A 22,313-nucleotide genomic window follows, 5' to 3' on the forward strand; every position below is an offset into this window, starting at 1 on the left:
CCTGCGCATACCGCATGCTTCCGGCCTACCGCAGGGATCACCGCACGTCACCATCCGACACCAACCCGAAAACCTCAGTAACCGGTTCGCGATGCGCGCGGCCTCGCTGCTCAGCCAGCGGAGCACGAGTACCGGGGAAATGGTCTGGAAGGTGCTGAGGACGTACTGCACGCTCTCGCCCGTGCCGTATACCGGCCCTTCCGCGCGCACTTCCGCCCAGTAGCCCGCCAGACGCGATCGTTCGGTCACTTCGGCGTAACTGGTGTGCTCGGGAAACTCTCGTATATGGGCAAAGACCCACGTTTGCGGCTCGGTCGGATCTTCGCTCGCGGGTGACTTCGCGGCACGCTCGGTGTCATCGTCCTGGAGCGTGAGACACCGGAACGCGTACGTGGTCCGCGGGGCATCGCCGTCCTGGTCCGGCCGTAGCCGCCAGCCGAAGAACGCGAACTTACGGCGAGCAGTCACAGACGCTCACTCCGGCTGCGCGCGTTCGCACGGTCGGTCTCCGCGCGCAAACGCTCCATCTCATCTACCAGGCGGACGCACTCGGGCTCCGCCTCCCACTCAGCCCTGCTACGCAGAGACCGCAGTATCCAGTGAGGTCCGGCGACCGCGCGGAACTCTCCGAACATCACGCGCTTGGTATCCACCACCAGCGCACCTACAGGGGGCGGTTCCAGATCCGCGCTCACTCGCCTACGTCCTCTCCGCCGCGAACTCGACTGCTCACTAAAGGCAACCAGCTGATCACGCTCGGCGGTACCGTTGGGAACGGGGGCGGGAGTTAAGAGCGTTAAGCGCTTAGGGCACTCATACGTGGGGAGCTGAACAACCGTGGGCACCAGGGAACCGAACACAGGGCTAGAGCGACTGTTCCGCGAGACCGGGTGGACACTGCGACAGTGCGCCCAGGCCGTCAACCGCATCGGAACCGAGCGCGGCACCCCGACGCAGTACCGTGCACCTTCCGTGCACCAGTGGCTGAGCGGGAGCCTGCCGCGCGCAGGATACCCGGTCCCTGATCTTGGAAGCGTTCGCCCGAAGGCTGCGACGGCCCGTCGCGTACGCGGAAGCCGGGCTCCCGGCCCCCGAGTGCGAAACGGAGGCGGTGTCTCACAACACGGTTGACGGGATTATCGATCTTGGAAAGTTGGATATGGACCCCTCCCGCCGTAGCGTGCTCGGCGTCGGCCTCTTCTCCGTCGCACTGACTGTCCCCGAGTGGCCCGACGTAGTGGGACGCATGGAAGCTGCGCAGAAAGGGACCCGGACCCGCATCGGTATGTCCGACGTGCGAACGGTCTCCGCGATGACCGAACAGCTCTCATCGATGGACGATCAGTTTGGAGGGCGAACAGCTCGCCCTCTTGCAGCGGCTTTCCTGGTGAATACGGTTGCCCCTTTCCTGCGGACGGACGGCCCCGAGGACGTATGCAAGGCGATGATGTCTGCGGCGTCTGATCTCTGCTACCTCACCGGATACATGGCCGTGGACGAAAGGTTGCACAGCCTTGCGCAGCGCTACTACCTGAAAGCCCTTGAGCTTGCGGGAGCATCGGAAGATCACCTGACGTTCTGCACCACGCTTCGGGGGATGAGCGTGCAAGCGGTAGATCTGAACCAAGGACAGATGGCTATGCGGCTTGCTGACGCTGCGGCGGCATCCTCCCCGCAGGCCGGTCCACGGATGCGCGCTTTCCTCGCTGGCCAGCAGGCACACTCGGCCGCGCAGGTCGGCGACCGCCGCTCCGCGCTCATGTACTTGCAGGAAGCCGAAGTGGCCATGGACAAGGCGGAGTCCCGCGGGAAGGTGTTCGGCTCGTACGATCCCGCTGCGCTCAACTACCACACCAGCCAAGTGCGCTTCGAAATGGGCGATGTGAACGGGGCTGTTGCTGCCATGCAGGAATCGGACCGACTCCGGTACAGCGTCTATCGACGCACGCGCGTCAAGGAACGCGCGATCCTCGCCGAACGGCAACTATCGGTGGGGCACTTGGAGGCCGCGTGCCAGACGTGGGGACTGGCGCTGGACGACTACCCCCAAGTCAACTCTGGACGGATCGACAAACGGATGACTGACATGTTCACCTTCGTTCGTCCTCACATCAGAAACCATGAAGCACAGGCCCTGTACGAACGGGCGCGTCAGATCGTGCGCCCCGAGCTGATTCCGGCATGACGAATACCTCGCTATATCCCCACCAACGTGGAAGGTATAGCGGGGCGCTAAGCGCGCTTCCGGGAGCCGGGCACGCGACAGATGGAAGTCACCAACCGCAGACCCTCGGGCGGACTACTGGTCGCGGGCGTCGGGCAGTGCTGCAACTGCGAGTTGCGCGACGCCTGACGACGACATGACCCGACGACGGAACGACGGCGCGGCGTCAGACGGTGATGTCGCGGGTGCTGAACCGGGCCCAGGCGAGGGAGCCGAAGACGGCGGTGTAGAGGGCCTGGAGGCCGAGGTTCTTGAGGATCTCGTCCCAGTAGACGGGATCGCGCAGCAGATCGGCGAAGCTCAGCCAGTACTCCGGGAAGAGATACGGGTGGATGTCGTCGAGCTGCGGGATGCTGTTCGCGATCTGCACCGTGATCAGCAGGCCGACGGTCGCGGCCATGGCGGCGATCCCACTGCTGGTGAGGGTGGAGATGAACAGCCCCACGGCGGCGAGCCCCAGCAGCGAGACGGCGACCGCGACGGCGATGGCCAGCGACCGCAGCAGTCCCTCCGAGAAGGGCACGGTGCTGCCGGACAGCAGCGTCACGTCCCCGACGGGGAAGAGCAGCGCGCCCACCACCAGTGCCGCGAGGGCGACGACGAGGGTGGCGGCCAGGCAGAAGACCAGCACGGACACGAACTTCGCGAGCAGCAGTCTGGTCCGGCCCGAGGGCGCGACGAGCAGATAGCGGAGCGTTCCCGAGTTCGCCTCGCCCGCGACCGCGTCGCCCGCTATCACCCCCACCGTCATCGGGAGGAAGAAGGGGAGGGTGACCGCGAGGGAGGTGAAGACCAGGAACAGGCCATTGTTGGTGATCTGCGAGATGAAGGCCGGGCCCTCACCGCCGCCGCCCCCTCCCCCGCCGTCCGAGGTCTCGATCTTCACGGCGATGCCGACCAGCACGGGGATCGCGGCCAGCACCCCCAGCAGCGCGAGCGTCCGCCAGCGCCGGAAGGTCATGACCAGTTCGCTGCGGAAGAGGGAGAGCGTCCAGAGGGGGCTGGGCGCGGCAGCGCGCAGCGCGGCGGGGCCCGCTCCTGCGACGTCGCCGGGGCCCGTCGTCTCGTCGCCCAGCTTCTCGCCCGTCGGGCGGGTGCTCTCAGCCTGCGACATCGAAGCCCTCCCCGGTGAGTGAGACGAAGACGTCCTCCAGCGAGGCCCGCTGGAGGCCGAAGGCCCGGACGCGCACGTCGGCGCGCACCAGTGCCGCGTTCAGCTCGGCGAGGTCGGGAGGATCACCCGGATCGGCCGGATCGGCGGCTGTGTCGACGGTATCGGCTGAACCCGCCGCGTCGACGGGTCCGCCCCAGGGCAGCTCCCCCGTGACCTCGTCCTCCGCGACCACCAGATCCGTCACCCCGTGTTCCTTGAGGACGCGCACCGCCTCCGCCGTGTCCGGGGTGGTGACCGCGAGGCGTCCACGGGCGCCCGAGGCCATTTCGGCGACCGTGCCCTGGGTGACCAGGCGCCCCCGGTTCATGACGGCCGTGTGCGAGCAGACCTGCTCGATCTCGTCCAGGAGGTGGGAGGAGAGGAAGACGGTGATGCCGTCGCCCGCCAGCTCCCGCACCAGGGAGCGGATCTCGCGCATGCCCTGCGGATCGAGGCCGTTCGTCGGCTCGTCGAGCACCAGCAGCTCGCGGGGCTGGAGCAGCGCGGCGGCGATTCCGAGGCGCTGCTTCATGCCGAGGGAGTACGCCTTGGCCTTCTTGCCAGCGGCCGACGAGAGGCCGACCCGCTCCAGCGCCTGCCCCACCCGCGCCGCGCGGGTGCCGGGGTCGGCGGTCGGGTCGGCGGAGTCGAACCGGACGAGGTTGTCCCGCCCGGAGAGGAAGCCGTAGAGCGCGGGGCCCTCGATCAGCGCTCCGACGCGCGGCAACACGCGCTTGGCCGCTCCCGGCATGGGCTCGCCCAGCAGCTCGGCGCTGCCGCCCGTCGCCTCGATGAGGCCGAGCAGCATCCGGATGGTGGTGGTCTTGCCCGAGCCGTTGGGCCCGAGGAAACCGAACACGCTGCCGCGTGGCACGGTCAGATCGAGGCCGTCGACGGCCAGTTGGCCGCCGCGGAAACGCTTGCTGAGGCCACGCGTCTCGACGACCGCTTCGCCGGGCGGCTGTGCCATGGTGCTCCCCGAGGTCCGACCGGCCCCCGCCCGCCGTGCGAGCGGGCGGGGGCCGGTGACGTGTCCGCTGACCGGTCCGGAACGATGCCGGTTCCGGCCTCCGGTGCCGGTGCCGGTTTCCGGTGCCGGGCCGGTGCGCGGTGTTCCTTCTCGTGCCGCGCGGCTACTTCTTCGCTGCCGCGTCGGCCGCCTTGATCAGGCCCTCCTTGGTGACGGCACCGGCGTAGACCTTGCCGTCGTCGGTGATCAGGGCGTTGACCAGCCGGGTGCTGAAGACGCGGCCCGTGCCGAAGTCGCCCTTGGCCTCCTCGGTGAAGCTGTCGAGGAGCTGCCCGACCTGGCCGCCCTCGGTGCCGCTGCCGCCCAGGACGCCCTTGGGCACGTCGATCTCCGCGATGGAGTTCCAGCCCTTGCCGATGACGTTCAGCCCGGAGAGGTCCTCCTTCGCGCCCTTGGCCCCCTTGTCGCTCTTCTCGCCCTTGTCACCGTGGGCCGACTCGTCGCCGAGCTGGTGCTCCTCGACCTTGGTGCCCTTCGGGGGCTTGAAGTCGAAGGTGCTCGCGGCCGGCTTGCCGAAATCGACCTCGGTGTAGGCCGCGTCGATGGCCGCCTTGCCGCCGCTCTTCGGGTTCAGGGTGAATTTCAGCGGGACGCCCGTGTCCGCGTCGACCATGACGCGGACCGACTCGACCGTCGAGTCCGGGGCCTTCTTCGGCTCGATGACGAGCTGATACGCGTCCCGGCCCGCGACCTTCGCCGTGCCGTCCACGGAGACCGACGTGGTGTCGTCCACCGCCTTCAGCGCCTGCTGGGCCGCCTTCTGCGGGGTGACGTTCTCCAGCCCCTTGCCCAGCTCCTTGTCGTGCTCCTTCTTCGCCTTGTCGGAGGCGCCCTTGGGAGCGGTCATATGGGTGGCGGAGTCGCTGCCGCTGTCGTACGTCCACACGTCGTCGCCGTTGTGGATGAGGCTGTACTCGGCGGCCTCCTCGATCACTGAGAGGCGCTGCTTCTCTGGGCCGTCGGCGGCGACGCGGAGGGTGTGCTCGCCGGAGGCCAGCTCCATCAGCTTGTCCTGGGGCGTGGGCGTGGCGGAGGAGTCCTCGCCGTCCTCCCCGCTCTCGTCCCCGGAACCCTTCTTCTCGGAGCCGTGCGAGCCGCCGCCGAAGGGACCGCCCTCCTCGGAACCGGAACCGGAACCGGAGCCCGAACCCGAGCCGCCGACGCCCGGAAGCTCCGGGAGACCGAGGTCGGTGCTTATCTTCACCGTGCCGGAGAGATGCTGGACATCCGACTTCGCCATCTTCGCGACGAGCTGTTCCGCCGTGATCTTCGGCAGGTCCGGGTCACCTGTGCTGGCGAGCGCGGGCACGAGCCCGACGGTGGCCGCGGCCACTCCCGCGACCGCGACCGGCACGCCGTACCGGACCGCCTTCTTTCTGGAGCCGCTGGGACTGCTGGGCTTGTTCGGTGGGATCTGTGCCATCTGTGTGCCCTACCTCCGTGGTCGGTGGCGGTTCCGTACGTCGCACTCGTCCATCCCTGTCCGCCATTCTCACCCGAGCCGCTACGGGATGGTGCGGGGTGTTCTCCCCTATCGCACCAAATTCCGCGGGCCCGGGCATCAGTCCCGGGGATCAACTCCCCGTACTCCCGGGGGAGGACGTGGCGCGCTCCTTCCTCGGTCGTCCGGCGTGCGGATGCGGGTCCGTCCCCTGATGAACGTGTAGGGGCCACGCCACGTGCCCGACCCGCCCGCACCGTTCAATAGCCGCCCCGTCACGAGTCTGTCCCAGCGGCCGGCCGCCCCTCGGGACCGCGACGAGAACCGTGCGAACCCGCGTTCAGGCGTGCGGCGGCGGGCCTGCGCGCGGCGCGCCCCCCGGTCCCGGGCCGCTCGCGTGTAACAGCCGTGTCCAAGGAGGCGACCAGCGAAAACTTTCCCCGGGGCGGGCGGATCCCAGTAATCAGAAACGCAGACAGGGACGCCCGCCGGGACCGAGCGGGCGCACCGCCACACCACAGCGAAGGAAGAAACGATGCGCGCTCAGAAGATCACCATTGCCGCCCTGGCCCTCGCCGCCGGTCTCTCGCTCACCGCCTGCCAGGGGAACGACACCTCCGCCGCCGGCTCGAAGGACTCCGGCTCCTCCTCGTCCTCCTCGTCGACGGGGACCTCCGGCGGCTCCGGCGACAGCGACAGCGGCAGCACCGGCGGCTCCAGCGGCTCCGGCAGCGCGGGCGGCTCCGGGGAGAACGCCACGAACACCGGCGACGACTCGGACTCGACGCAGACCGAGGCGCAGGGCGGCGAGGGCAGCGGCAACGGCCAGATCACCACCGGCACCTGCAAGACGTCGAACCTGGCTCTCAGCGCCGCTCACGGCATGGGCGAGGGCGATGTCGTGGTCACCTTCAAGAACACCGGGGAAGCCTGCTCCCTCAAGGGCTTCCCGGGCGTCGACCTCAAGGCCGACGGCGGCCCCGGCGGCATCAGCGCCAACCGCAGCGACCTCGACGCTCCCGCCGTCGCCCTCCAGAACGGCGACGAGACCCGCTTCACCCTGCACACCCCGCGCAACGACACGGGCGGCTCCGGGGTGGACATCGACCGCCTCGTCGTCACCCCGCCCAACGGGACGCACTCCAAGACGGTGAAGATCGGCCTCAACATCCCCGTGACCGACCACTCCACCAGCGACGTGACGGTGGACCCCGTTGGCACCGGCAAGCAGTAACGCGGGGCGGACGGCGGTATCCGGGAACCGCAGGCAGTAGGGAGGGCCGCACCCACGCGGGTGCGGCACCCCGGCCACTCCCGACCACTCCCGGCAGGAACAGCAGGAACAGCAGGAACAGCAGGAACGCGGCCCTCTCCGGCCTCAGCCCGCGCGGTGCACGACCGCGTCGCAGAGGTCGGAGAGGGCCGTTTTCGCGGCGCAGTCCTTGAGCGGCGCGAGCATGGCGCGCGCCTCTTCCGCGTAGCGGACGGTGTCGCGGCGGGCCTGCTCCAGCGCGGGGTGGGCGCGCAGCCCGGCGAGGGCCTCGGCGTGGCGCGCGTCGTCCGTCAGATCGCCGTCGAGCAGCGCGGCCAGCGCGCGGTCCTCGGCCGTGGCCTCGGGCGAGGCGGCACGGGCCCGCAGATGCAGCACGGGCAGGGTGGCGATGCCCTCGCGCAGATCCGTGCCGGGGGTCTTGCCGGACTCATGGGAGTCGCTGGCGATGTCGAGGACGTCGTCGGCGAGCTGGAACGCGGTACCGATGCGCTCCCCGTACTGCGTGAGGATGGAGACGACCTGCTCGTCGGCGCCCGCCATCATCGCGCCGAAGCGGCCCGCGACGGCGATCAGGGAGCCGGTCTTGCCCGCGATGACGTCGAGGTAGTGGTCGACGGGATCGCCGTTTTCGCCGGGCCCCGCGGTCTCCAGGATCTGGCCTGTGACCAGCCGTTCGAACGCCTCGGCCTGGATGCGGACGGCCTCGGGGCCGATGTCGGCCAGCAGGTGGGAGGCGCGCGCGAAGAGGAAGTCGCCGGTGAGCACCGCGACGGAGTTGTCCCAGTTGGCGTTGGCGCTGGGGACCCCGCGCCGCACGTCGGCCTCGTCCATGACGTCGTCGTGGTAGAGCGTCGCCAGGTGGGTCAGCTCCACGACCACGGCCGAGGGCACCACGCCCGGCGCGTGGGGGTCGCCGAACTGCGCTCCCAGCATCACCAGCAGCGGCCTGAACCGCTTGCCGCCCGCCCGTACGAGGTGCTGCGCCGCTTCCGTTATGAAGGGGACATCGCTCTTGGTGGCCTCGATGAGACCTTCCTCGACAGCCGCCAACCCGGCCTGGACGTCGACTTCGAGAGCCTGGTCCCGCACGGTCAGTCCGAAGGGCCCGACGACGGTCACGAGGGGTACTCCTGTCTGCGTACGATGAATGAACGATCAACTGCGATCGTGCGGTGTCTCAATATCTCAGTGCCACCATCACCTGGAAGCGTATCCGGTCACCCAGCGATCACGGCCAGCGCCCGCCCAGCACGCCGCATCCCCGCCCATTCCTGGCTCGTTCGCGGCCCCGCCCCGGCTCGTTCGCGGCTCACGGCGGCGGTCCTCGTGTGCTTCCTGGGGCATTGTGCGCATTGAGGGGTATGTTGCACATCACCCTTTACCGGTGGTTTGCCATACGGAAATGGGGAGAGCAGAGCACGCGAGTCACCCGAGCCACTGGAGTCACCCGTGCCCCTGCCGTATACATCCAGCCAACCCGCCCCCGAGAGACGCGGCCACGGCGGCGAGGGCGAGGAGGGGAACGGGCCTGGTGAGCGCACCTTCCTGAGCCACCCCAGGGGCCTGCTGCCGCTGTCCGGGCTCGAGGTCTGGGAGCGGTTCTCCTTCCTCGGCATGCAGGCCATCCTGGTCCTGTACTTCGCCGACGGTCTCGCCAACGGCGGCCTGGGCATGGCCTCCGGGACGGCCGCCTCCGTCGTCGCCGCGTACGGCACGCTCGTCTACCTCGTCTCCGTCGCTGGCGGCTGGCTCGCGGACCGCATCCTCGGCTCGTACCGCGCGGTCCTCTACGGCGGCATCCTCATCGCCTGCGGCCACTACTCGATGGCCGTCCCCACCCCGGCCATGACGTGGGCCGGCCTCGGCCTGATCATCATCGGCACGGGCCTGCTCAAGCCGAACGTCTCCTCCATGGTCGGCAAGCTCTACGGCACCGACGACGACCGCCGCGACGCGGGCTTCGCGCTCTACTACATGGGCATCAACATCGGCGCCTTCCTCGGCCCCGTCGTCTCCGGCTGGCTCGGCCAGAAGCAGGGCTGGCACTGGGGCTTCTCGGCCGCGGCGATCGGCATGACGCTCGGGCTGATCCAGTACGTCATCGGCCGCCGCGATCTGGCGGGCCGCAAGCACGGCGCCGAGTTCGCGCTGCCGCCCAGCGCCATGCGCCGCGCGCTGTGGATCATCGCCGGGAGCGTGGTGGCGGTGGGCGCGCTGGCGTGGGTGCTGACGGCCGCCGGGTGGCTGACGATGAGCCGGTTCGTCGACGTGACCTCGCTGGTCTCGGTCGTCGCGCCCGTCGCGTACTTCGTGGTGATGTTCCGCAGCCCGCGCGTCAGCGCCGAGGAGCGGGGCAGGCTGCGGCCCTACATCGTGCTGTTCGCCTCGTCGGTGGTCTTCAACCTGATCCTCTTCCAGTCGTACTCGACGATGACGCTGCTGGCCGCCGACCACGCGGACACCGAGGTCTTCGGCTGGGAGTTCCCCTCCACCTGGTACAACTCCGTGCTCGGCGTGGCCGAGGTACTGGCCGCGCCGCTGGTGGCGGCGCTGTGGGTGCGGCTCGGCCGCCGCCAGCCGCACGCCTCGCAGAAGATCGCGATCGGCGTCGTCCTCGGCGGGCTCTCCTTCCTGCTGATGGCCTGGGCGACGTTCGGGCGCGAGGGCGACGGCGCTGGCTGGACGATGGCGGCGTGGTGGATCGTCGGCTCGTACGTGCTGCTCGGCACGGGTGACGTCATCCTCCAGGCGACGGGCATGTCCACGACGACCAAGCTCGCGCCCGCCGCGTTCGCGAGCCAGACCATGGCGCTGTGGATGCTGTCGATCGCGCTCGCCAACGGCATCCAGGCGCAGACCGTCAAGCTCTACGACCAGCTCTCGGCGCCCGCCTACTTCGGCCTCAACGGCGCCGTCACCGTCGTCGCGGGCCTCGCCGTCCTCGCCGTCGTCCCGTGGCTGCGCCGCACGATGGCCCCGGTCCACTGAGCCCCCGCCCATCCGTCACCCGTCACCCGTCACCCGAGAACCGTCAGCGAGCACGAGCAGAGGACCCATGCGTATCCGCACCCCTGACCAGTTCCCCCACCAGGTCGTACGCGAGGACGTCCGCATCCCGATGCCGGACGGCACCCTCCTCTACGCGCGCGTCTGGCGCCCCGTCACCGACGAGCCCGTGCCCGTGCTGCTGGAGTACCTGCCGTACCGGCTGAGCGACTGGACCGCGCCCCGCGACGCGCAGCGCCACCCCTGGTACGCGGGCCACGGCTACGCCTCCGTGCGCGTAGACGTGCGCGGGCACGGCAACTCGGAGGGGCTGCCGGGCGACGAGTACGACGAGACGGAGCTGACCGACGGCGTCGCCGTCATCGGCTGGCTGGCGGCGCAGCCCTGGTCCAGCGGCAAGGTCGGCATGTTCGGCATCTCGTGGGGCGGCTTCAACAGCCTCCAGCTCGCGGCCCGCGCGCCCGAGGCGCTCAAGGCGATCGTGACGGTCTGCTCGGCCGACGACCGCTACGACAACGACGTCCACTACACGGGCGGCTCCGTCCTCGCCGTCGACATGCACGCCTGGGCCTCCACGATGCTCGCCTTCGTCTCCCGGCCGCCGGACCCGGCGCAGGTCGGCGACGTGTGGCGGGACATGTGGATGCGCCGCCTGGACGCCGTGGAACCGTTCATCCACACCTGGCTCGACCACCAGTCCCGCGACGACTACTGGCGGCACGGCAGCGTCTGCGAGGACTACTCGGCGGTGCGGGCCGCCGTCCTGGCCGTCGGCGGCTGGCACGACCCGTACCGAGACACCGTCCTGCGCCTCGTCGAACACCTCGACGCGCCGACGCGCGGCCTGATCGGGCCCTGGTCGCACCAGTACCCGGACCGAGGGCTGCCGCCCGGGCCCGCGATCGGCTTCCTCCAGGAGACGCTGCGCTGGTGGGACCACTGGCTCAAGGGCGAGGACACCGGTGTGCTGGAGGAGCCGAGGCTGCGCTCGTGGATCAGCGAGTCGCACCCGCCCGCCACGGTCTACCCGGAGCTGCCAGGGCGCTGGGTCGGCGACGACGCCTGGCCGTCCCCGAGCGTCACGATGACGCCGTACGCGCTGCCCGGCACCGGGCCCATGCGGGTGCGCTCGCCGCAGCACACGGGTGTCGACGCGGGCCGCTACTTCCCGTTCGGCAACGACTCCGACCTGCCGCCCGACCAGCGCGAGGAGGACGGCCGGTCGGTCTGCTTCGACTCGGCGGCGCTGGACGCGCGGGTGGAGATCCTGGGCCGCCCGCGCGTGCGGCTGCGGCTCACCTCCGACGTGCCGCGCGGCCAGGTGATCGCCCGCGTCTGCGACGTCGCGCCCGACGGCTCCTCCACGCTCGTCACCCGGGGCGTCCTCAACCTGGCTGCCCGGCACGGGCGCGACACCGTCGCCGAGTGGGAGCCGGGCGCGACGGAGGACGTCACCTTCGAACTCAACGGCATCGGCCACGCCTTCCCGCCCGGACACCGCATCAGGCTCGCACTGTCCTCCGCCTACTGGCCCTGGGTCTGGCCGCAGCCCGGCAGCGAGGCGGGCTGGACGGTGGACCCGGGCGCGAGCGCGCTGGACCTGCCCGTACGCGATCCCCTGGGCGACGCGGCCCGCGCCCCGATCGTCTTCGAGGAGCCGGAGCAGGCGGAGCCGCTGGGGGTGCGGTATCCGGAGGTGGCCGGGCAGCGGCCCGAGCGCGTCGTCGTGCGGGACGTCGCGGCCGGGACGTGGAAGCTGGAGGTGGACCCGCGCTACGGCGGCACCCGGATCTACCCGGACGGCCTGGAGTTCACCGAGGACGCGCTGGAGACGTACACCATCGACGAGTCGGACCCGCTGAGCGCCCGCACCCGCTCCGACTGGACGATCCGCCTCCACCGCCCCGAACTGGGCTGGGACGCCCGCATCCGCACCCGCTCCGAGATCACGACGGACGGCGCGGACTTCGTCACGACGAACGAGGTGGTCTGCGCGGACGGTGAGACGGAGGTCTTCCGCCGCACGTGGGAGCGGCGCGTGCGGCGTACGGCGGGGTAGCGGGGCCCCTTCGCGGGGCTGCGGAAGGAAACGGGGGTGCTTCGTTCGTCGGGGGTGTTGCGCGGGACGGTTGGCCGGTGTGGTGGGTGCCGTAGGGTCCCGCGCCAATTTTTGTGCCCCTGTCCGGGGGTGCCGTTGTGTGGCGGGGCGCCGTGTTCGGGTGCCTGGCCGGTGGCTTCGGCGCGGCGTGTGGTGCGGTGCGTCGCGGCTGGCGCCGCGCGGTTCTTGGCTGGTGCCGGTGGCCGTGTGGGATTGCTGTGTGGTGGGGGTCGGCGCCGCGCCGGGGTGTCTCCTCGGGCGGCGACAAGTGCGGGTCTCGTGTGCGACCTTCTCCCGGCACTCGTCGCCACCACTTGCGGGGACACCCCACCACGTCCCCTCCCACCCGGTGGCCAACTATCGGCCGGTGGCCCCTGCGGTTGTTCCCCGCTCAGTGAGGGGCTCCTCGTAATGTTCTACACTCTCGTAGAGTAACTACAGGCATGTAGATACATCGCGCTGACCAGCGGTGTACCGAGATGCGGGGGGACGCCTTGGGGTTCGATGAGGAGTGGGCGGGGCTCAAGTCCGGTGCGGGGCAGCGGGGTTCGCCGGGCACGCGGTTGAACAGCGCCGGTGACGGCGGCGGCGACAACGGCAGCCTCCAGCACGTACAGGCGGACAAGAAGAAGGCCGCCGCGCGCATCGAGGAGCACGTCGGCCCCGACACCCGCAGCGCGGGCAACGCCGCCGACGCCGACACGGAGGCGATCACCGGAGGCGGCAGCGGTGGCAGCGGCGGCGTCTCCGTGTTCCTCCCCGGTCACGAACCCCGCCCCCCGCTGGCCATCGCCAGCCCTGGCGGCATGCGCGACTGGGACGTACGGACGGGCCTCCAGTTCCGCAAGCGCGAATGGGACCGGCACCTCAAGAAGCTGATCGGGCGCCTCAACAGCGAGATGTCGAACCTGCGTCAGACCAACCTCCTCTTCCAGGGCACCGAGGGCCGCCGCGAGTCGGGCTTCGGGCTGATCCCCGGCGGCTCCTCCCCCTCCGACAGCCCGTTCCTCACGACGACCGAGGGCCCGCCGGGCCCCTGGGCGCCGGGCCGCAGCAAGCTGACGGACCTCTGAGGCGGGATCCGGAAGACCAACGGGGGAGAGGACACGAGGCATGCCCGTCGACTACGAGACCATCGTCGACACCGACCTGAGCTTCCTCAAGGAGGCTTCGCGCTCGTGGCAGGACATGAGCGACAAGTTCGACGACCTGCACGCCAGCTACCGCGACGACGTGAAGGGCGTGGCCGAGGCCCGCTGGAAGGGGATCTCGGCGACCCTCTACAGCATCGAGGCGCAGAAGACGCTGGAGGAGTACGAGGGCGCCCGCAAGGAGGCCAAGGCCGTCAGCTCCCTGCTGGACGAGGCGCACACGGTCCTCAAGGACATGCGGCAGCGCGTTCTCGACGAGGCGAAGGCGGCGCGCGAGGCGGGCATGCACGTCAGCGCGACGGGCAAGTGCGCGATGGACCTCGACAAGGTCGAGGAGAAGTACGGCAAGGAGAAGGCGGACGAGTACCGCGAGGACAAAGCGGCCCGCGAGAAGCTGGAGACGGAGTGGACCGACTCCATCGCGGCGAAGGTCAAGGACGTCCGTGACGCCGACCGCAACTTCATGGAAGCCCTCAAGTCCGACCCGTCGGACGGCGGCAAGGGCACCGAGGACGGCTTCAACGGCGCGCTGAAGGGCGACGCGGGCGCGGCCAACGCGGACCGCGCCGAGAAGCTGTACGACAAGCTCGCCGACGGCGAGAAGCTGTCCGCGCACGAGATGAGCGAGCTGCGTTTCCTCACGAAGCAGAACGAGGACGACCCCGAGTACAGCCGCACCCTCCTCGACTCCATGGGCCCTGACGGGGTCATCAAGGCGGCCAACTCCCTGGACAACCTCGCCTATTACGACGACAAGGACCACAGGAAGCAGTACCTCGGCCTGGAGAAGAGCCTCGCCAACTCCCTTGCCACGGCGACGAAGGTGGACAGCGACGGCAAGCCGGGTACCGCCGACGCCTTCTCCGAGCGGTGGCGGAAGCGGCTGCGCGCCGACGGAGTGAAGGAGTACGACCTCACCCTCGCCGAGAAGACCGGGCACGACTCGGACCAGAAGGTCCGCGGCTACCAGAGCCTCGTCAGCCTGATGGAGCAGAGCGACGAGAAGTTCGGCCGGACCTTCCTGCACGGCGTCGCCGACGACATCCGCGACGCGGAAGAGGACGACAAGGACATCTGGGACCTGGAGGGCGACTTCTCCGGGGAGAAGGACAAGAAGACCGGCCTCTTCGACCACACCGGCACGGGCCGCTTCGCCAACGACCCGCTCGACGGCATCCTCGGCGTGATGAGCAAGGACCCGGACACGGCGACGTCCTACTTCGACCCCGCCACGGCCGACGGCGAGGACCGCCTCACGTACCTCCAGAAGGACCGCGACTGGGATCTGGTCGACAAGACCCACTCCCAGGTCTCCCCCGGCGGCATGGTCCAGATCGTCCCGGGCCAGGACGCCGAGGACAAGGACGCGCGCAGCGGCTTCGGGGCCGCGCTGGAGGCGGCGATGACGGGGCACGCGGCCGGGGACAAGGCGCCGGACAGCGTGCCGGACCACTCGGAAGCGCAGCGTCGCGTCTTCGAGCAGGTCGTCAACTCCTGGGGCGGCACGGGCAAGGACAGCCCGGGAGAGATGCCGGACAACATCCGTCAGAACATGGGCAACGCGGTGGCCTACTACCAGGAGGACGTGCACGACCTGCTCAGCGGTCGCGGCGACACCTACCAGGAGGCGGGCAAGGACATCACCGCGCCCACCCTGACCCGCTTCATGCGGGACGTCGGCGACGACGGCGGAGCGTTCCGCACCATGCACGACTCCCAGATCAACTACATCGCCCACCGGATCAACGGCCTCGACCACGACGACTTCACCGTCCCCCCGGGCGGCGGACGGGACAAGGCCGAGGGCGTCATGCAGGACAGCGGCCAGGTCATGGGCACGATGGACCGGCTGCGGGCCGACGTCCTCGCCAGCGACCGGGACGACGCGATCAACCAGAACAACTGGGCGAAGACCTACCAGTACCACCTCATCGGCGCACCCCTCACCCCCGTGCCCGTCGTCGGAGACGGCCTCCAGCGCCTGGTGGACGTGGGCGCCGGGCTGTACGCCGAGAAGCTCAACAACGACGTCACGGACCAGACCAAGGCCGAGCTGATCAGCTCGTACGAGGAGAAGGGCCAGCCCCGGCTCACCAGGATGGTGGAGAAGCAGGCCGAGGCGGTCGGCGTCACGAACGGCGAGATGCACGACTCGGGGACCAGGGGTGCGCGCCTCCTCCAGTCCTCCGGACAGTCCTACGCGGCGGGCCTCGGCGCCGCCGAGGGCGCGACAGGAAGCACGGTCTGATGAGCGACACCTCCACATCCACCTCCACATCCAGCACCGCACCGGCCCGTCGGCCGCGCACCCTCCTGATCGGAGCCGTCGTCCTGGCGGCGGTGGTCGTCGGGGCGGTCGTCGGCGCGATGGCCTGGTGGCCGGGCGGGGACTCCGGCGCGGAGACGGAGTCGGACACCGCCTTCTGCTGGGACACCGTGCCCGGCCATCAGAAGGCGGACGGGCAAGGACCCCTGTCCGAGTGCGGCGAGGCGCTGGAGACCGCCATGACGAGGAAGGAACCGGGCGCCTCGCCCTCGCCGGGGTCGCGGGCCTTCGCGGACGTCGTCACCGCGTACGCCGAGCACACCTCCGAGGACCCGGCGAGGATGCCCGCCGAGCTCCGCCCCCACATGGCCCGTGCCCTCGTCCACCACGGCGACGACGTGCACACCGTGCTGGGCGCCCAAGAGGCGCGGTCCGGCTCGCGGTCCGGCTCGTCGGCGACCGCGGACGTGTCCCGCGAAGACCTCGTCCGCTTCGTCCGCGCCGTGTCCGGGAGCGCCGGGCCCTTCCGCACCCTCTACGGGGCCCAGGCCGACCGTGCCGCGACGAGCATCGGCAAGCTCGGCCGCGAGGACCTGGCCGAGACGCCGGAGGGCAGCACGGACACGGCGCGTGGGGTCGTCGACGACAACGCCAGGGTCCTGGCGACCCTGACCCGTATCCGAGCCGCGGCTCTCCAGCAGGACGACGACGGCGCGGCGGACGAGACCGCGCTCGCGGAGAACGACGAGGAGCACGGCAAGCCCAGGCTCACCGGGCTGATCGAGGACCGCGCCAAGGCCGTCGGCCTCGACGAGGACGCCATCCACGGCTCCGGCACCCGGTGCGCCCTCCTGATCCAAGATGCGGGCCGCGCGTACGAGACCGAGGTCCGCAGGACCGACGCGGTTCTCTCACCGCGCTCATGACGCGCGCGGAGAGTACGGGGACGTCTCGCCCCCGGCAAGGAATGACCGCCCTGACACCAGGCTTGACGCCAGAACAGCCCGACAGCCGACCGAGCGTTTCCCCGGCCGAGGAGACGAATCGCCCCGGCGCGGCGGCATCCGGCCGGAGACGACGGCTCCTCCTCGTCGTCGCCGGAGCAACCGTCGCCGTTGCCGCGACCGGTGCCGCGCTCTCGCTGCACGACGGTGGCTCCGCCCCCGCCGCCGACTTCTGCTGGAGCCTCGCGCCGCAGAGCGAGCCCGCTGACGACGGCTCGTTGCGCGCGTGCGGCGACGCGCTCGAAACGGCAGCCACCGGCCGACCCGCGGGCTCCACCGCACCCGAGGAGGCCGTCCGGCACACGGACGAGCAGGCGCGGATGTTCAAGAAGATCGTCACCTCCTACGGCGCCCAGGCCCCGGACGGCGAAGAGGTACCCGTCGAGATCGCGCCGCAGATGGCCAACGTCCTCGCTCATTTCCACCAGGACGTTCACCAAGTGCTGGGCCGTACGAGCCGTTCCGCCTCGGCCGGGGACCCCGAGGTGCCGCACACCGCGCTGACCGCCTTCATGCGGTCGGTGTCCGCGGAGGACGACGCGTTCCGCACCACTTACCGCTCCCAACTCCGCGAGGTCTCCCGGGAGATCGACGGCCTCACCAAGGAAGAGCTGACCCGGGCTCCCGGGGGCGCCGACGACCGGGCCCGCGCCGTCGTCGAACGCTCGGGCTCCGTCATCGGCGGCCTGGTCCAGGCGCGGGACGACGCCCTCAAGGCCGCCCTCGACGGTGAGCCCGACTCCGCGACCGAGGAGAAGCTGGCGGAGAACTACGAGAAGAACGGCTACCCGAGGCTCCGCCACCTGCTCCACGCCCACGCGTCCAAGGTCGGCGTACCGGCCGACGAACTCGCCGACACCGGTGGCCGCATGGGCGACCTCACAGGCTGGACGAGCAGCGCCTACCGCTCCGCCTGACCAGACACACCCGGGCGCCGACGGGCAGCCGCACAGCTCACGGTCCCCCAGCCCCGCCCAGCGCCAGCCCGGCGAGACGACGCTCCATCCACGCGGCCCGTTCGCGCTCGTGGGCGAGGAAGTACGGGCGGACCAGCGGCTTTCCGTCCATCACCCACGGGCGTGTGTCCGACGCGCGTTCCGCGTACGGGCTGCGGTGCGCGGGCAGCGGGCCCGGCGCGGGGCCCGCCGCCGGTAACGGCCACCCCGCGACGGCCGTACACCGCCGACGCCTCCCCGTCGGCGGCAGCAGCCGGTCCAGGACCCAGCCGCAGCCCCGACGGACAAGGCCGCGAACCCCGCACCAGTAGCGGCCGTCGCCGGGGCTCACCTGCGGGGTCCCGCGTTCAGCAGGCCGTAGACGAGCGCGACCACGGTGACCGCCCACCACCACACGGCGATCACCCACTGCCGCACCTCTCCCCGCCTGCCGGACCCGTCCCCCTCGCCCTCGCCCGCGCTCACGGCCACGTCACCGCCTCCGGCACGGTCGTCCACTCCCGACCCCCGCCGACGGGCCGCAGATAGACGACCCAGTGCGTGTTCCCGAGATGTCCGAGGTCCCCGAGATGGCTGACCTCCGCATACGGCAGCACGGCCATGAGCACCCCCACCCGCCCCGTCGCGGCGTCCCTCACCGTCCGCCCCACATGCCCGCCCCACGGCGGCACCGGTCGCTCTGCGTCCATCCCCATGTGCGTCTCCCTCACCGACAGTTGCCCTGTTCCACGGACGATGCTGTCTGCGTATCGGTACGCTCACCAGGGGTGACATCTTTAAGTCCGCGGATTAAAGAAGAGGCACACCATGAGCCGACCCAAAGCACTCGACCCCCGCTCTTCTCTCGCCGCCGCCCTCGGTGCGAAGGTCCGCAAATCACGCGTAGCCATGGGCTGGACGCAGCAGGAACTCGCCGATCGCGTCTACGTCTCCGCATCCCGCATCGCCCAGATCGAACTCGCCACGGACCCGCCGAACGAGTACCTGTCCCAGGACCTCGACCGCGTTCTCAAAGCGGACGACGAGATCAACGTCGCCTGGTGGCACATGAACCGGGCGCAGCATCGTGAGTGGGTTCGCCAGTACATCGACCTGGAGAAGCGGGCGACCAGGATGCGCAAGTACGCTCCACAGCTTGTCCCCGGCATCCTCCAGACCCCGGATTACGCCCGGTGCCTCTTCCGGGTCAGCCAGCCAGGCATCTCACAGCGAGAGTTGGAGCGGCTGGTTCAACTGCGCATGAATCGACGCAGCATCCTGGAAGGAGACGACCCGCTCTACTTGTGGGTCGTGCTGGACGAGTCGATCCTGCTACGTCCCTTTGGGGACGTGACGACCACACGCGGCCAGCTCAAGCAGCTGTTGGAGATGTCCGAACTCCCGCACATCGCACTTCAAGTGCTGCCATTTAAAGCTGGGGCCCACGGAGCCATGGATGGCGCCCTCACCCTTATGGACTTCCCGGACGGGCCAAGTGCGGCCTATCTCGAAGGCGCTGGAACGCAGGGCGAAGTTGTAGAGTCGCCACAGGCGGTGAAGCAGTACGCCATGATCTATGACCGCCTGATGGTCAAGGCCCTGTCACCCGAAGATAGCCGGGACCTCATCAGGGCCACGTTGGAGGAGCGCTACGCATGTCCCCCGCCTTCGGACGGAACCTGAGCGCCGCCACATGGCGCAAGTCCAGCTACAGCAACGGCCAAGGCGGCGACTGCCTGGAGATAGCCGAGGACTTCCCCGACGCCGCCACCTGGCGGAAGTCCAGCCACAGCGACAGCCAAGGCGGCGCCTGCCTGGAGGTAGCCGACACGGTCAAGGGCCTCGTCCCCGTCCGCGACAGCAAGGACCCCTCGCGCACCCCGCTCGTCTTCGCCGCCCCCGCCTGGGCGGCCTTTGTCGCGGCGCTGCAAGAGGCGCGGAGCTGAGCGGACGCTGAGGTCGGCCACCGGGTGGGAGGGGACGTGGTGGGGTGTCCCCGCAAGTGGTGGCGACGAGTATGTACAGACAGCCGAAAAGCCGACCGCAACCCCACACGGCCACCGGCACAAGCCAAGAACCACGCGGCGCAAGCCGCACCGCACCGCAACCACACGCCGCGCCGAAGCCACCCACCCGCACCCGAAAACGGCGAACCGCACAGCGCGCAGCGCCCGTCACCCCACCACCCGCTCCACCCCCTCCCCCACGCGCCGTGAGGCGAACTCCGTGCCGACCACGAACCGCATCACCGGCCCGTACGAGGCAGCCGCGGGCAGCCCCGTGAAGAAGAGGCCCCGCACCGAGGACTCGAAGCGGCCCCGCAGCATCGGGGCCGGGCCGTGGCCGCTCAGGGTGAGGTGCGCGCGGATGCCGTGGCCCAGGAAGTCCAGCGCGGCCAAGTCGGCCCGGTACCCCGTCGCGGCGATCACGTGGTCGGCCTCCAGCACCCGCCCCCCGTCCAGGCGCAGGGCGACGCGTGCCCCGCCGGTCCCGGCGCCCCGTACCGAGGCGCCCAGGAGCGCGCGGCCCTGGGTGACCCCGATCCGGCTCGCCGTGAAGCGCTCCCGCAGCCACCACGCGCCGAGCGGCCCGAGCACGCGCCGCACCAGCGCGTGCCGTACCGCGGCGGGCAGGTAGCGGTACGCGTCGGCGTAGTACGTCAGCGCGTACAGCGACCACGCCCGCCCGAACGGCGACTCAGGGCGCAACCGGGGCTGCCGGTCGGGCGGCGCCCCGAACCCGACCGCGCGCCGCCCCCGCGCGAGGACCCGCACCGAGGCCGCTCCCGCCTCCGCGGCCAGCACCGCCGTCTCCAGCGCCGACTGCCCGGCGCCCACCACGACCACCTCGCGCCCCGCCAGCCCCCGCAGGTCCGCGTGCTGCGAGCTGTGGGACACCGGGCCCGCGACGGCGGCCAGCGCGGGCGGCAGATACGCGAACCCGCTCAGCCCCGTCGCCACGACGACCGCCGACGCCGCGAACTCCTCACCCGAGTCCAGCTTCACGGCGAACCCGGAGGACCCGGAGGACCCGGAGGACCCAGCGGCCCCCCGGTCCACCGAGACGACCCTGACCCGCTCCAGGCCGGGCACCAGCCGCTCCTGGAACCAGGACCCGTAGCGCGCGAACGTCTCGACGGGCACGAGGTCCCAGTCCGTCTCGTAGCGCCGCTCCCCCGCCGCGAGGCAGTAGTCGAGCAGCGCGTGCCCGGGCTGCGGCGCGTCGATGCTGGACGCGCCGGGCGTGGACTTCAGCAGCATCCCGGCCGGCATGCGCTCGCGCCAGCTCGCCATCGGATCGCCGAAGGTCCGTACGGGAATGCCGCGTGCTCTGAGATGCGCGGTCGTGGACAGCCCGTACGGGCCTGCCCCGATCACCACCACAGGTCGGTTCACCCTCGGTCTCCCCCTTCAGGTCCTCCGCCACAGCCCCCACAGATGCTTCGCCCCCGGCCCCACCACCCGCGCCAGCATCACCATCGCCGGCAGCGGATCGTCGGACGCGGCCCACGCCAGCTCCGTGCCGCCGACGCGGGCCCGCGTCGGCGCGTGCGGCGTCGTGTAGCCGCCGCGCCCGCGCCGGTATGCGAGCCGCGCGGCCGGGTCGATGTGCTCCACCACGTACCGGTCCCCGTCCCGCTGCTCCCCCGTCGGCACCGCGCGCCCCGTCAGGTCGAGGTGCTGCGCGCGCACGACGTCGACGCCCGCGTCGTTCTCGAAGAGCCGGAACTGAGCGCCCATACGGGGGTTGAAGTCGAGGAGCTTGTAAAGGCCGTCGCGCCGGTCGAAGCGCCAGTCCAGGTCCACGATGCCGACGAACCCGACCCGCTTCACGAACTGCGCGGACAGCTCAGCGAGTTCGGGGTTGCCGACGACGTACGCGCACGCCGTCATGCCCGCGTGCGGCGGCCAGGACCGCACCTTCACCCCGGTGAACGCCGCCTTCGGCTGGCCACCCGCGCCGAAGCAGCCGTGCACGATCCAGTCCTCGGCCTCCTCGCGCGGCAGATACTCCTGGAGGATCACGTCAGGGCGCGCGCCCCACCCCCGCGCGAGCGCCAGCAGCTCCCCGGGCCCGCCGATCCGCGTCGTGCCGGGCACGGCCGGGTGCGCACGCCGTACGAACGCCTCGCGGTTCTTCGCGACGAGCGGGAAGCGCGCCCGCGCCGCGAACCGCTCCACCTCCTCGTACGACTCGGGGAACGCGGCGGCGGGCGAGGCCACACCGTGCTCGGCGCACAGCTCGTGCAGCCCCTGCTTGCTGGCCAGCCGTCGCGGCAGCCCGGGCTCGACGGCGGGGAAGAGGAACCACTCGGCCAGCGCGTCCTGGTGCTCGGCGATGAGCACGGCGGCCTCTTCATCGGTCGGTATCAGCACCGAAGGGCGTCCGATGCGACGGCCCGCGCGGGCGAGCCCGTCCAGCAGCCGCTCGGGGCTCTCCCGGCCGCTCGTCGGCCAGACGAACGGTTCCCGCAGGTAGCGGGACCGCGCTGCCGGGGTCCAGCGGTCCTCGGTGATCGCGTACATGGGCACACCGAGCCGTCCCAGGCTGCGGATCGCGCCCACGCCTCCGTGGTGCAGCGGATACCGGCCGATCTTGACGATCAGGCCGGGCACGGACCGGTCCACGTCCAAGCGGCCCAAGCGGCCCAAGCGGCCCAAGCGCGCACCCCTGCTCGACACCTGCCCTCGCCCCCCAACACGGCCACGGGACACGGCAACATCAGCACGGC

The 22,313-nt window shown here is 70.7% G+C and carries 20 protein-coding genes; 10 read left to right on the plus strand and 10 right to left on the minus strand.

Features of this window, described 5'->3' with window-relative positions:
- On the minus strand, positions 1–468 hold a 468-nt coding region (locus ACYVOO_RS36945; RefSeq protein WP_461020112.1), incomplete at its 3' end, for a DUF7848 domain-containing protein.
- A gap of 643 nt (positions 469–1,111) precedes the next feature.
- Between ACYVOO_RS36945 and ACYVOO_RS36950 the strand changes: the two genes are divergently transcribed.
- Positions 1,112–2,185 (plus strand): transcriptional regulator, encoded by a 1,074-nt coding sequence (locus ACYVOO_RS36950; RefSeq protein ID WP_461020113.1) that lies wholly within the window; start codon positions 1,112–1,114, stop codon positions 2,183–2,185.
- Between the two features lie 205 nt (positions 2,186–2,390).
- Here the strand turns inward: ACYVOO_RS36950 and ACYVOO_RS36955 are convergent, their stop codons facing one another.
- The 3 genes from ACYVOO_RS36955 to ACYVOO_RS36965 all read right to left on the minus strand — a co-directional run bounded on the left by ACYVOO_RS36955 (position 2,391) and on the right by ACYVOO_RS36965 (position 5,830).
- Positions 2,391–3,338 (minus strand): ABC transporter permease, encoded by a 948-nt coding sequence (locus ACYVOO_RS36955; protein WP_461020114.1) that lies wholly within the window; start codon positions 3,336–3,338, stop codon positions 2,391–2,393.
- Positions 3,325–4,347, minus strand: a complete 1,023-nt coding sequence (locus tag ACYVOO_RS36960) for an ABC transporter ATP-binding protein (protein WP_461020115.1) — start codon at positions 4,345–4,347, stop codon at positions 3,325–3,327. The genes ACYVOO_RS36955 and ACYVOO_RS36960 overlap by 14 nt, the downstream gene beginning before the upstream one ends.
- A gap of 163 nt (positions 4,348–4,510) precedes the next feature.
- Positions 4,511–5,830, minus strand: a complete 1,320-nt coding sequence (locus tag ACYVOO_RS36965) for a LolA family protein (RefSeq protein WP_461020116.1) — start codon at positions 5,828–5,830, stop codon at positions 4,511–4,513.
- A gap of 553 nt (positions 5,831–6,383) precedes the next feature.
- Between ACYVOO_RS36965 and ACYVOO_RS36970 the strand changes: the two genes are divergently transcribed.
- Positions 6,384–7,082 (plus strand): DUF4232 domain-containing protein, encoded by a 699-nt coding sequence (locus ACYVOO_RS36970; protein ID WP_461020117.1) that lies wholly within the window; start codon positions 6,384–6,386, stop codon positions 7,080–7,082.
- Positions 7,083–7,226: 144 nt separating this feature from the next.
- On the opposite strand, the gene ACYVOO_RS36975 is transcribed toward ACYVOO_RS36970, so the two are convergent.
- Entirely contained in the window at positions 7,227–8,240 is a 1,014-nt protein-coding gene (locus tag ACYVOO_RS36975) for a polyprenyl synthetase family protein (protein ID WP_461020118.1), read from the minus strand.
- Between the two features lie 330 nt (positions 8,241–8,570).
- On the opposite strand from ACYVOO_RS36975, the gene ACYVOO_RS36980 reads away from it, so the two are divergent.
- The 6 genes from ACYVOO_RS36980 (at position 8,571) to ACYVOO_RS37005 (ending at position 17,563) form a co-directional block, all read left to right on the plus strand.
- Positions 8,571–10,109, plus strand: a complete 1,539-nt coding sequence (locus ACYVOO_RS36980; protein WP_461020119.1) for a peptide MFS transporter — start codon at positions 8,571–8,573, stop codon at positions 10,107–10,109.
- Positions 10,110–10,176: 67 nt separating this feature from the next.
- On the plus strand, positions 10,177–12,186 hold the full coding sequence (locus tag ACYVOO_RS36985) for a CocE/NonD family hydrolase (protein WP_461020120.1): 2,010 nt from the start codon (positions 10,177–10,179) through the stop codon (positions 12,184–12,186).
- 533 nt (positions 12,187–12,719) lie between these two features.
- Positions 12,720–13,298 (plus strand): hypothetical protein, encoded by a 579-nt coding sequence (locus ACYVOO_RS36990; RefSeq protein ID WP_461020121.1) that lies wholly within the window; start codon positions 12,720–12,722, stop codon positions 13,296–13,298.
- Positions 13,299–13,338: 40 nt separating this feature from the next.
- Positions 13,339–15,624, plus strand: a complete 2,286-nt coding sequence (locus ACYVOO_RS36995) for a hypothetical protein (RefSeq protein WP_461020122.1) — start codon at positions 13,339–13,341, stop codon at positions 15,622–15,624.
- The gene (locus ACYVOO_RS37000; RefSeq protein ID WP_461020123.1) at positions 15,624–16,568 is read left to right on the plus strand and encodes a hypothetical protein; all 945 of its coding nucleotides are present in this window, start codon (positions 15,624–15,626) and stop codon (positions 16,566–16,568) included. Before ACYVOO_RS36995 ends, ACYVOO_RS37000 begins: the two co-directional genes overlap by 1 nt.
- A 62-nt stretch (positions 16,569–16,630) precedes the next feature.
- On the plus strand, positions 16,631–17,563 hold the full coding sequence (locus tag ACYVOO_RS37005; protein ID WP_461020124.1) for a hypothetical protein: 933 nt from the start codon (positions 16,631–16,633) through the stop codon (positions 17,561–17,563).
- 37 nt (positions 17,564–17,600) lie between these two features.
- Here the strand turns inward: ACYVOO_RS37005 and ACYVOO_RS37010 are convergent, their stop codons facing one another.
- From ACYVOO_RS37010 to ACYVOO_RS37020, 3 genes are read right to left on the minus strand one after another with little or no spacing between them, the layout of a single operon-like run.
- Positions 17,601–17,933: a hypothetical protein gene (locus ACYVOO_RS37010; RefSeq protein WP_461020125.1), complete on the minus strand. Its 333-nt coding sequence runs from the start codon at positions 17,931–17,933 to the stop codon at positions 17,601–17,603.
- Complete coding sequence (locus ACYVOO_RS37015; RefSeq protein WP_461020126.1) at positions 17,930–18,073, minus strand: hypothetical protein; 144 nt, start codon at positions 18,071–18,073, stop codon at positions 17,930–17,932. Before ACYVOO_RS37015 ends, ACYVOO_RS37010 begins: the two co-directional genes overlap by 4 nt.
- Entirely contained in the window at positions 18,064–18,297 is a 234-nt protein-coding gene (locus ACYVOO_RS37020; protein WP_461020127.1) for a hypothetical protein, read from the minus strand. Before ACYVOO_RS37020 ends, ACYVOO_RS37015 begins: the two co-directional genes overlap by 10 nt.
- Positions 18,298–18,409: 112 nt before the next feature.
- Between ACYVOO_RS37020 and ACYVOO_RS37025 the strand changes: the two genes are divergently transcribed.
- Together ACYVOO_RS37025 and ACYVOO_RS37030 are read left to right on the plus strand one after the other, a co-directional pair.
- The gene (locus tag ACYVOO_RS37025) at positions 18,410–19,264 is read left to right on the plus strand and encodes a helix-turn-helix domain-containing protein (RefSeq protein ID WP_461020128.1); all 855 of its coding nucleotides are present in this window, start codon (positions 18,410–18,412) and stop codon (positions 19,262–19,264) included.
- The gene (locus tag ACYVOO_RS37030) at positions 19,237–19,527 is read left to right on the plus strand and encodes a DUF397 domain-containing protein (RefSeq protein ID WP_461020129.1); all 291 of its coding nucleotides are present in this window, start codon (positions 19,237–19,239) and stop codon (positions 19,525–19,527) included. Before ACYVOO_RS37025 ends, ACYVOO_RS37030 begins: the two co-directional genes overlap by 28 nt.
- 228 nt (positions 19,528–19,755) lie before the next feature.
- On the opposite strand, the gene ACYVOO_RS37035 is transcribed toward ACYVOO_RS37030, so the two are convergent.
- Entirely contained in the window at positions 19,756–20,976 is a 1,221-nt protein-coding gene (locus tag ACYVOO_RS37035) for an FAD-dependent oxidoreductase (RefSeq protein ID WP_461020130.1), read from the minus strand.
- Between the two features lie 15 nt (positions 20,977–20,991).
- Positions 20,992–22,197: a carboxylate--amine ligase gene (locus tag ACYVOO_RS37040; RefSeq protein ID WP_461020131.1), complete on the minus strand. Its 1,206-nt coding sequence runs from the start codon at positions 22,195–22,197 to the stop codon at positions 20,992–20,994.
- Positions 22,198–22,313 lie beyond the last annotated feature (116 nt).

The organism is Streptomyces daliensis (assembly GCF_054782395.1).

Excerpts from the sequence above, each read along its gene's own strand:
- ACYVOO_RS36960 (WP_461020115.1), bottom strand. The coding sequence starts at position 4,347 with ATGGCACAGCCGCCCGGCGAAGCGGTCGTCGAGACGCGTGGCCTCAGC.
- ACYVOO_RS37025 (WP_461020128.1), top strand. The coding sequence starts at position 18,410 with ATGAGCCGACCCAAAGCACTCGACCCCCGCTCTTCTCTCGCCGCCGCC.
- ACYVOO_RS36995 (WP_461020122.1), top strand. The coding sequence starts at position 13,339 with ATGCCCGTCGACTACGAGACCATCGTCGACACCGACCTGAGCTTCCTC.
- ACYVOO_RS37030 (WP_461020129.1), top strand. The coding sequence starts at position 19,237 with ATGTCCCCCGCCTTCGGACGGAACCTGAGCGCCGCCACATGGCGCAAG.
- ACYVOO_RS36965 (WP_461020116.1), bottom strand. The coding sequence starts at position 5,830 with ATGGCACAGATCCCACCGAACAAGCCCAGCAGTCCCAGCGGCTCCAGA.
- ACYVOO_RS37000 (WP_461020123.1), top strand. The coding sequence starts at position 15,624 with ATGAGCGACACCTCCACATCCACCTCCACATCCAGCACCGCACCGGCC.
- ACYVOO_RS36970 (WP_461020117.1), top strand. The coding sequence starts at position 6,384 with ATGCGCGCTCAGAAGATCACCATTGCCGCCCTGGCCCTCGCCGCCGGT.
- ACYVOO_RS37020 (WP_461020127.1), bottom strand. The coding sequence starts at position 18,297 with ATGGGGATGGACGCAGAGCGACCGGTGCCGCCGTGGGGCGGGCATGTG.
- ACYVOO_RS36985 (WP_461020120.1), top strand. The coding sequence starts at position 10,177 with ATGCGTATCCGCACCCCTGACCAGTTCCCCCACCAGGTCGTACGCGAG.
- ACYVOO_RS36955 (WP_461020114.1), bottom strand. The coding sequence starts at position 3,338 with ATGTCGCAGGCTGAGAGCACCCGCCCGACGGGCGAGAAGCTGGGCGAC.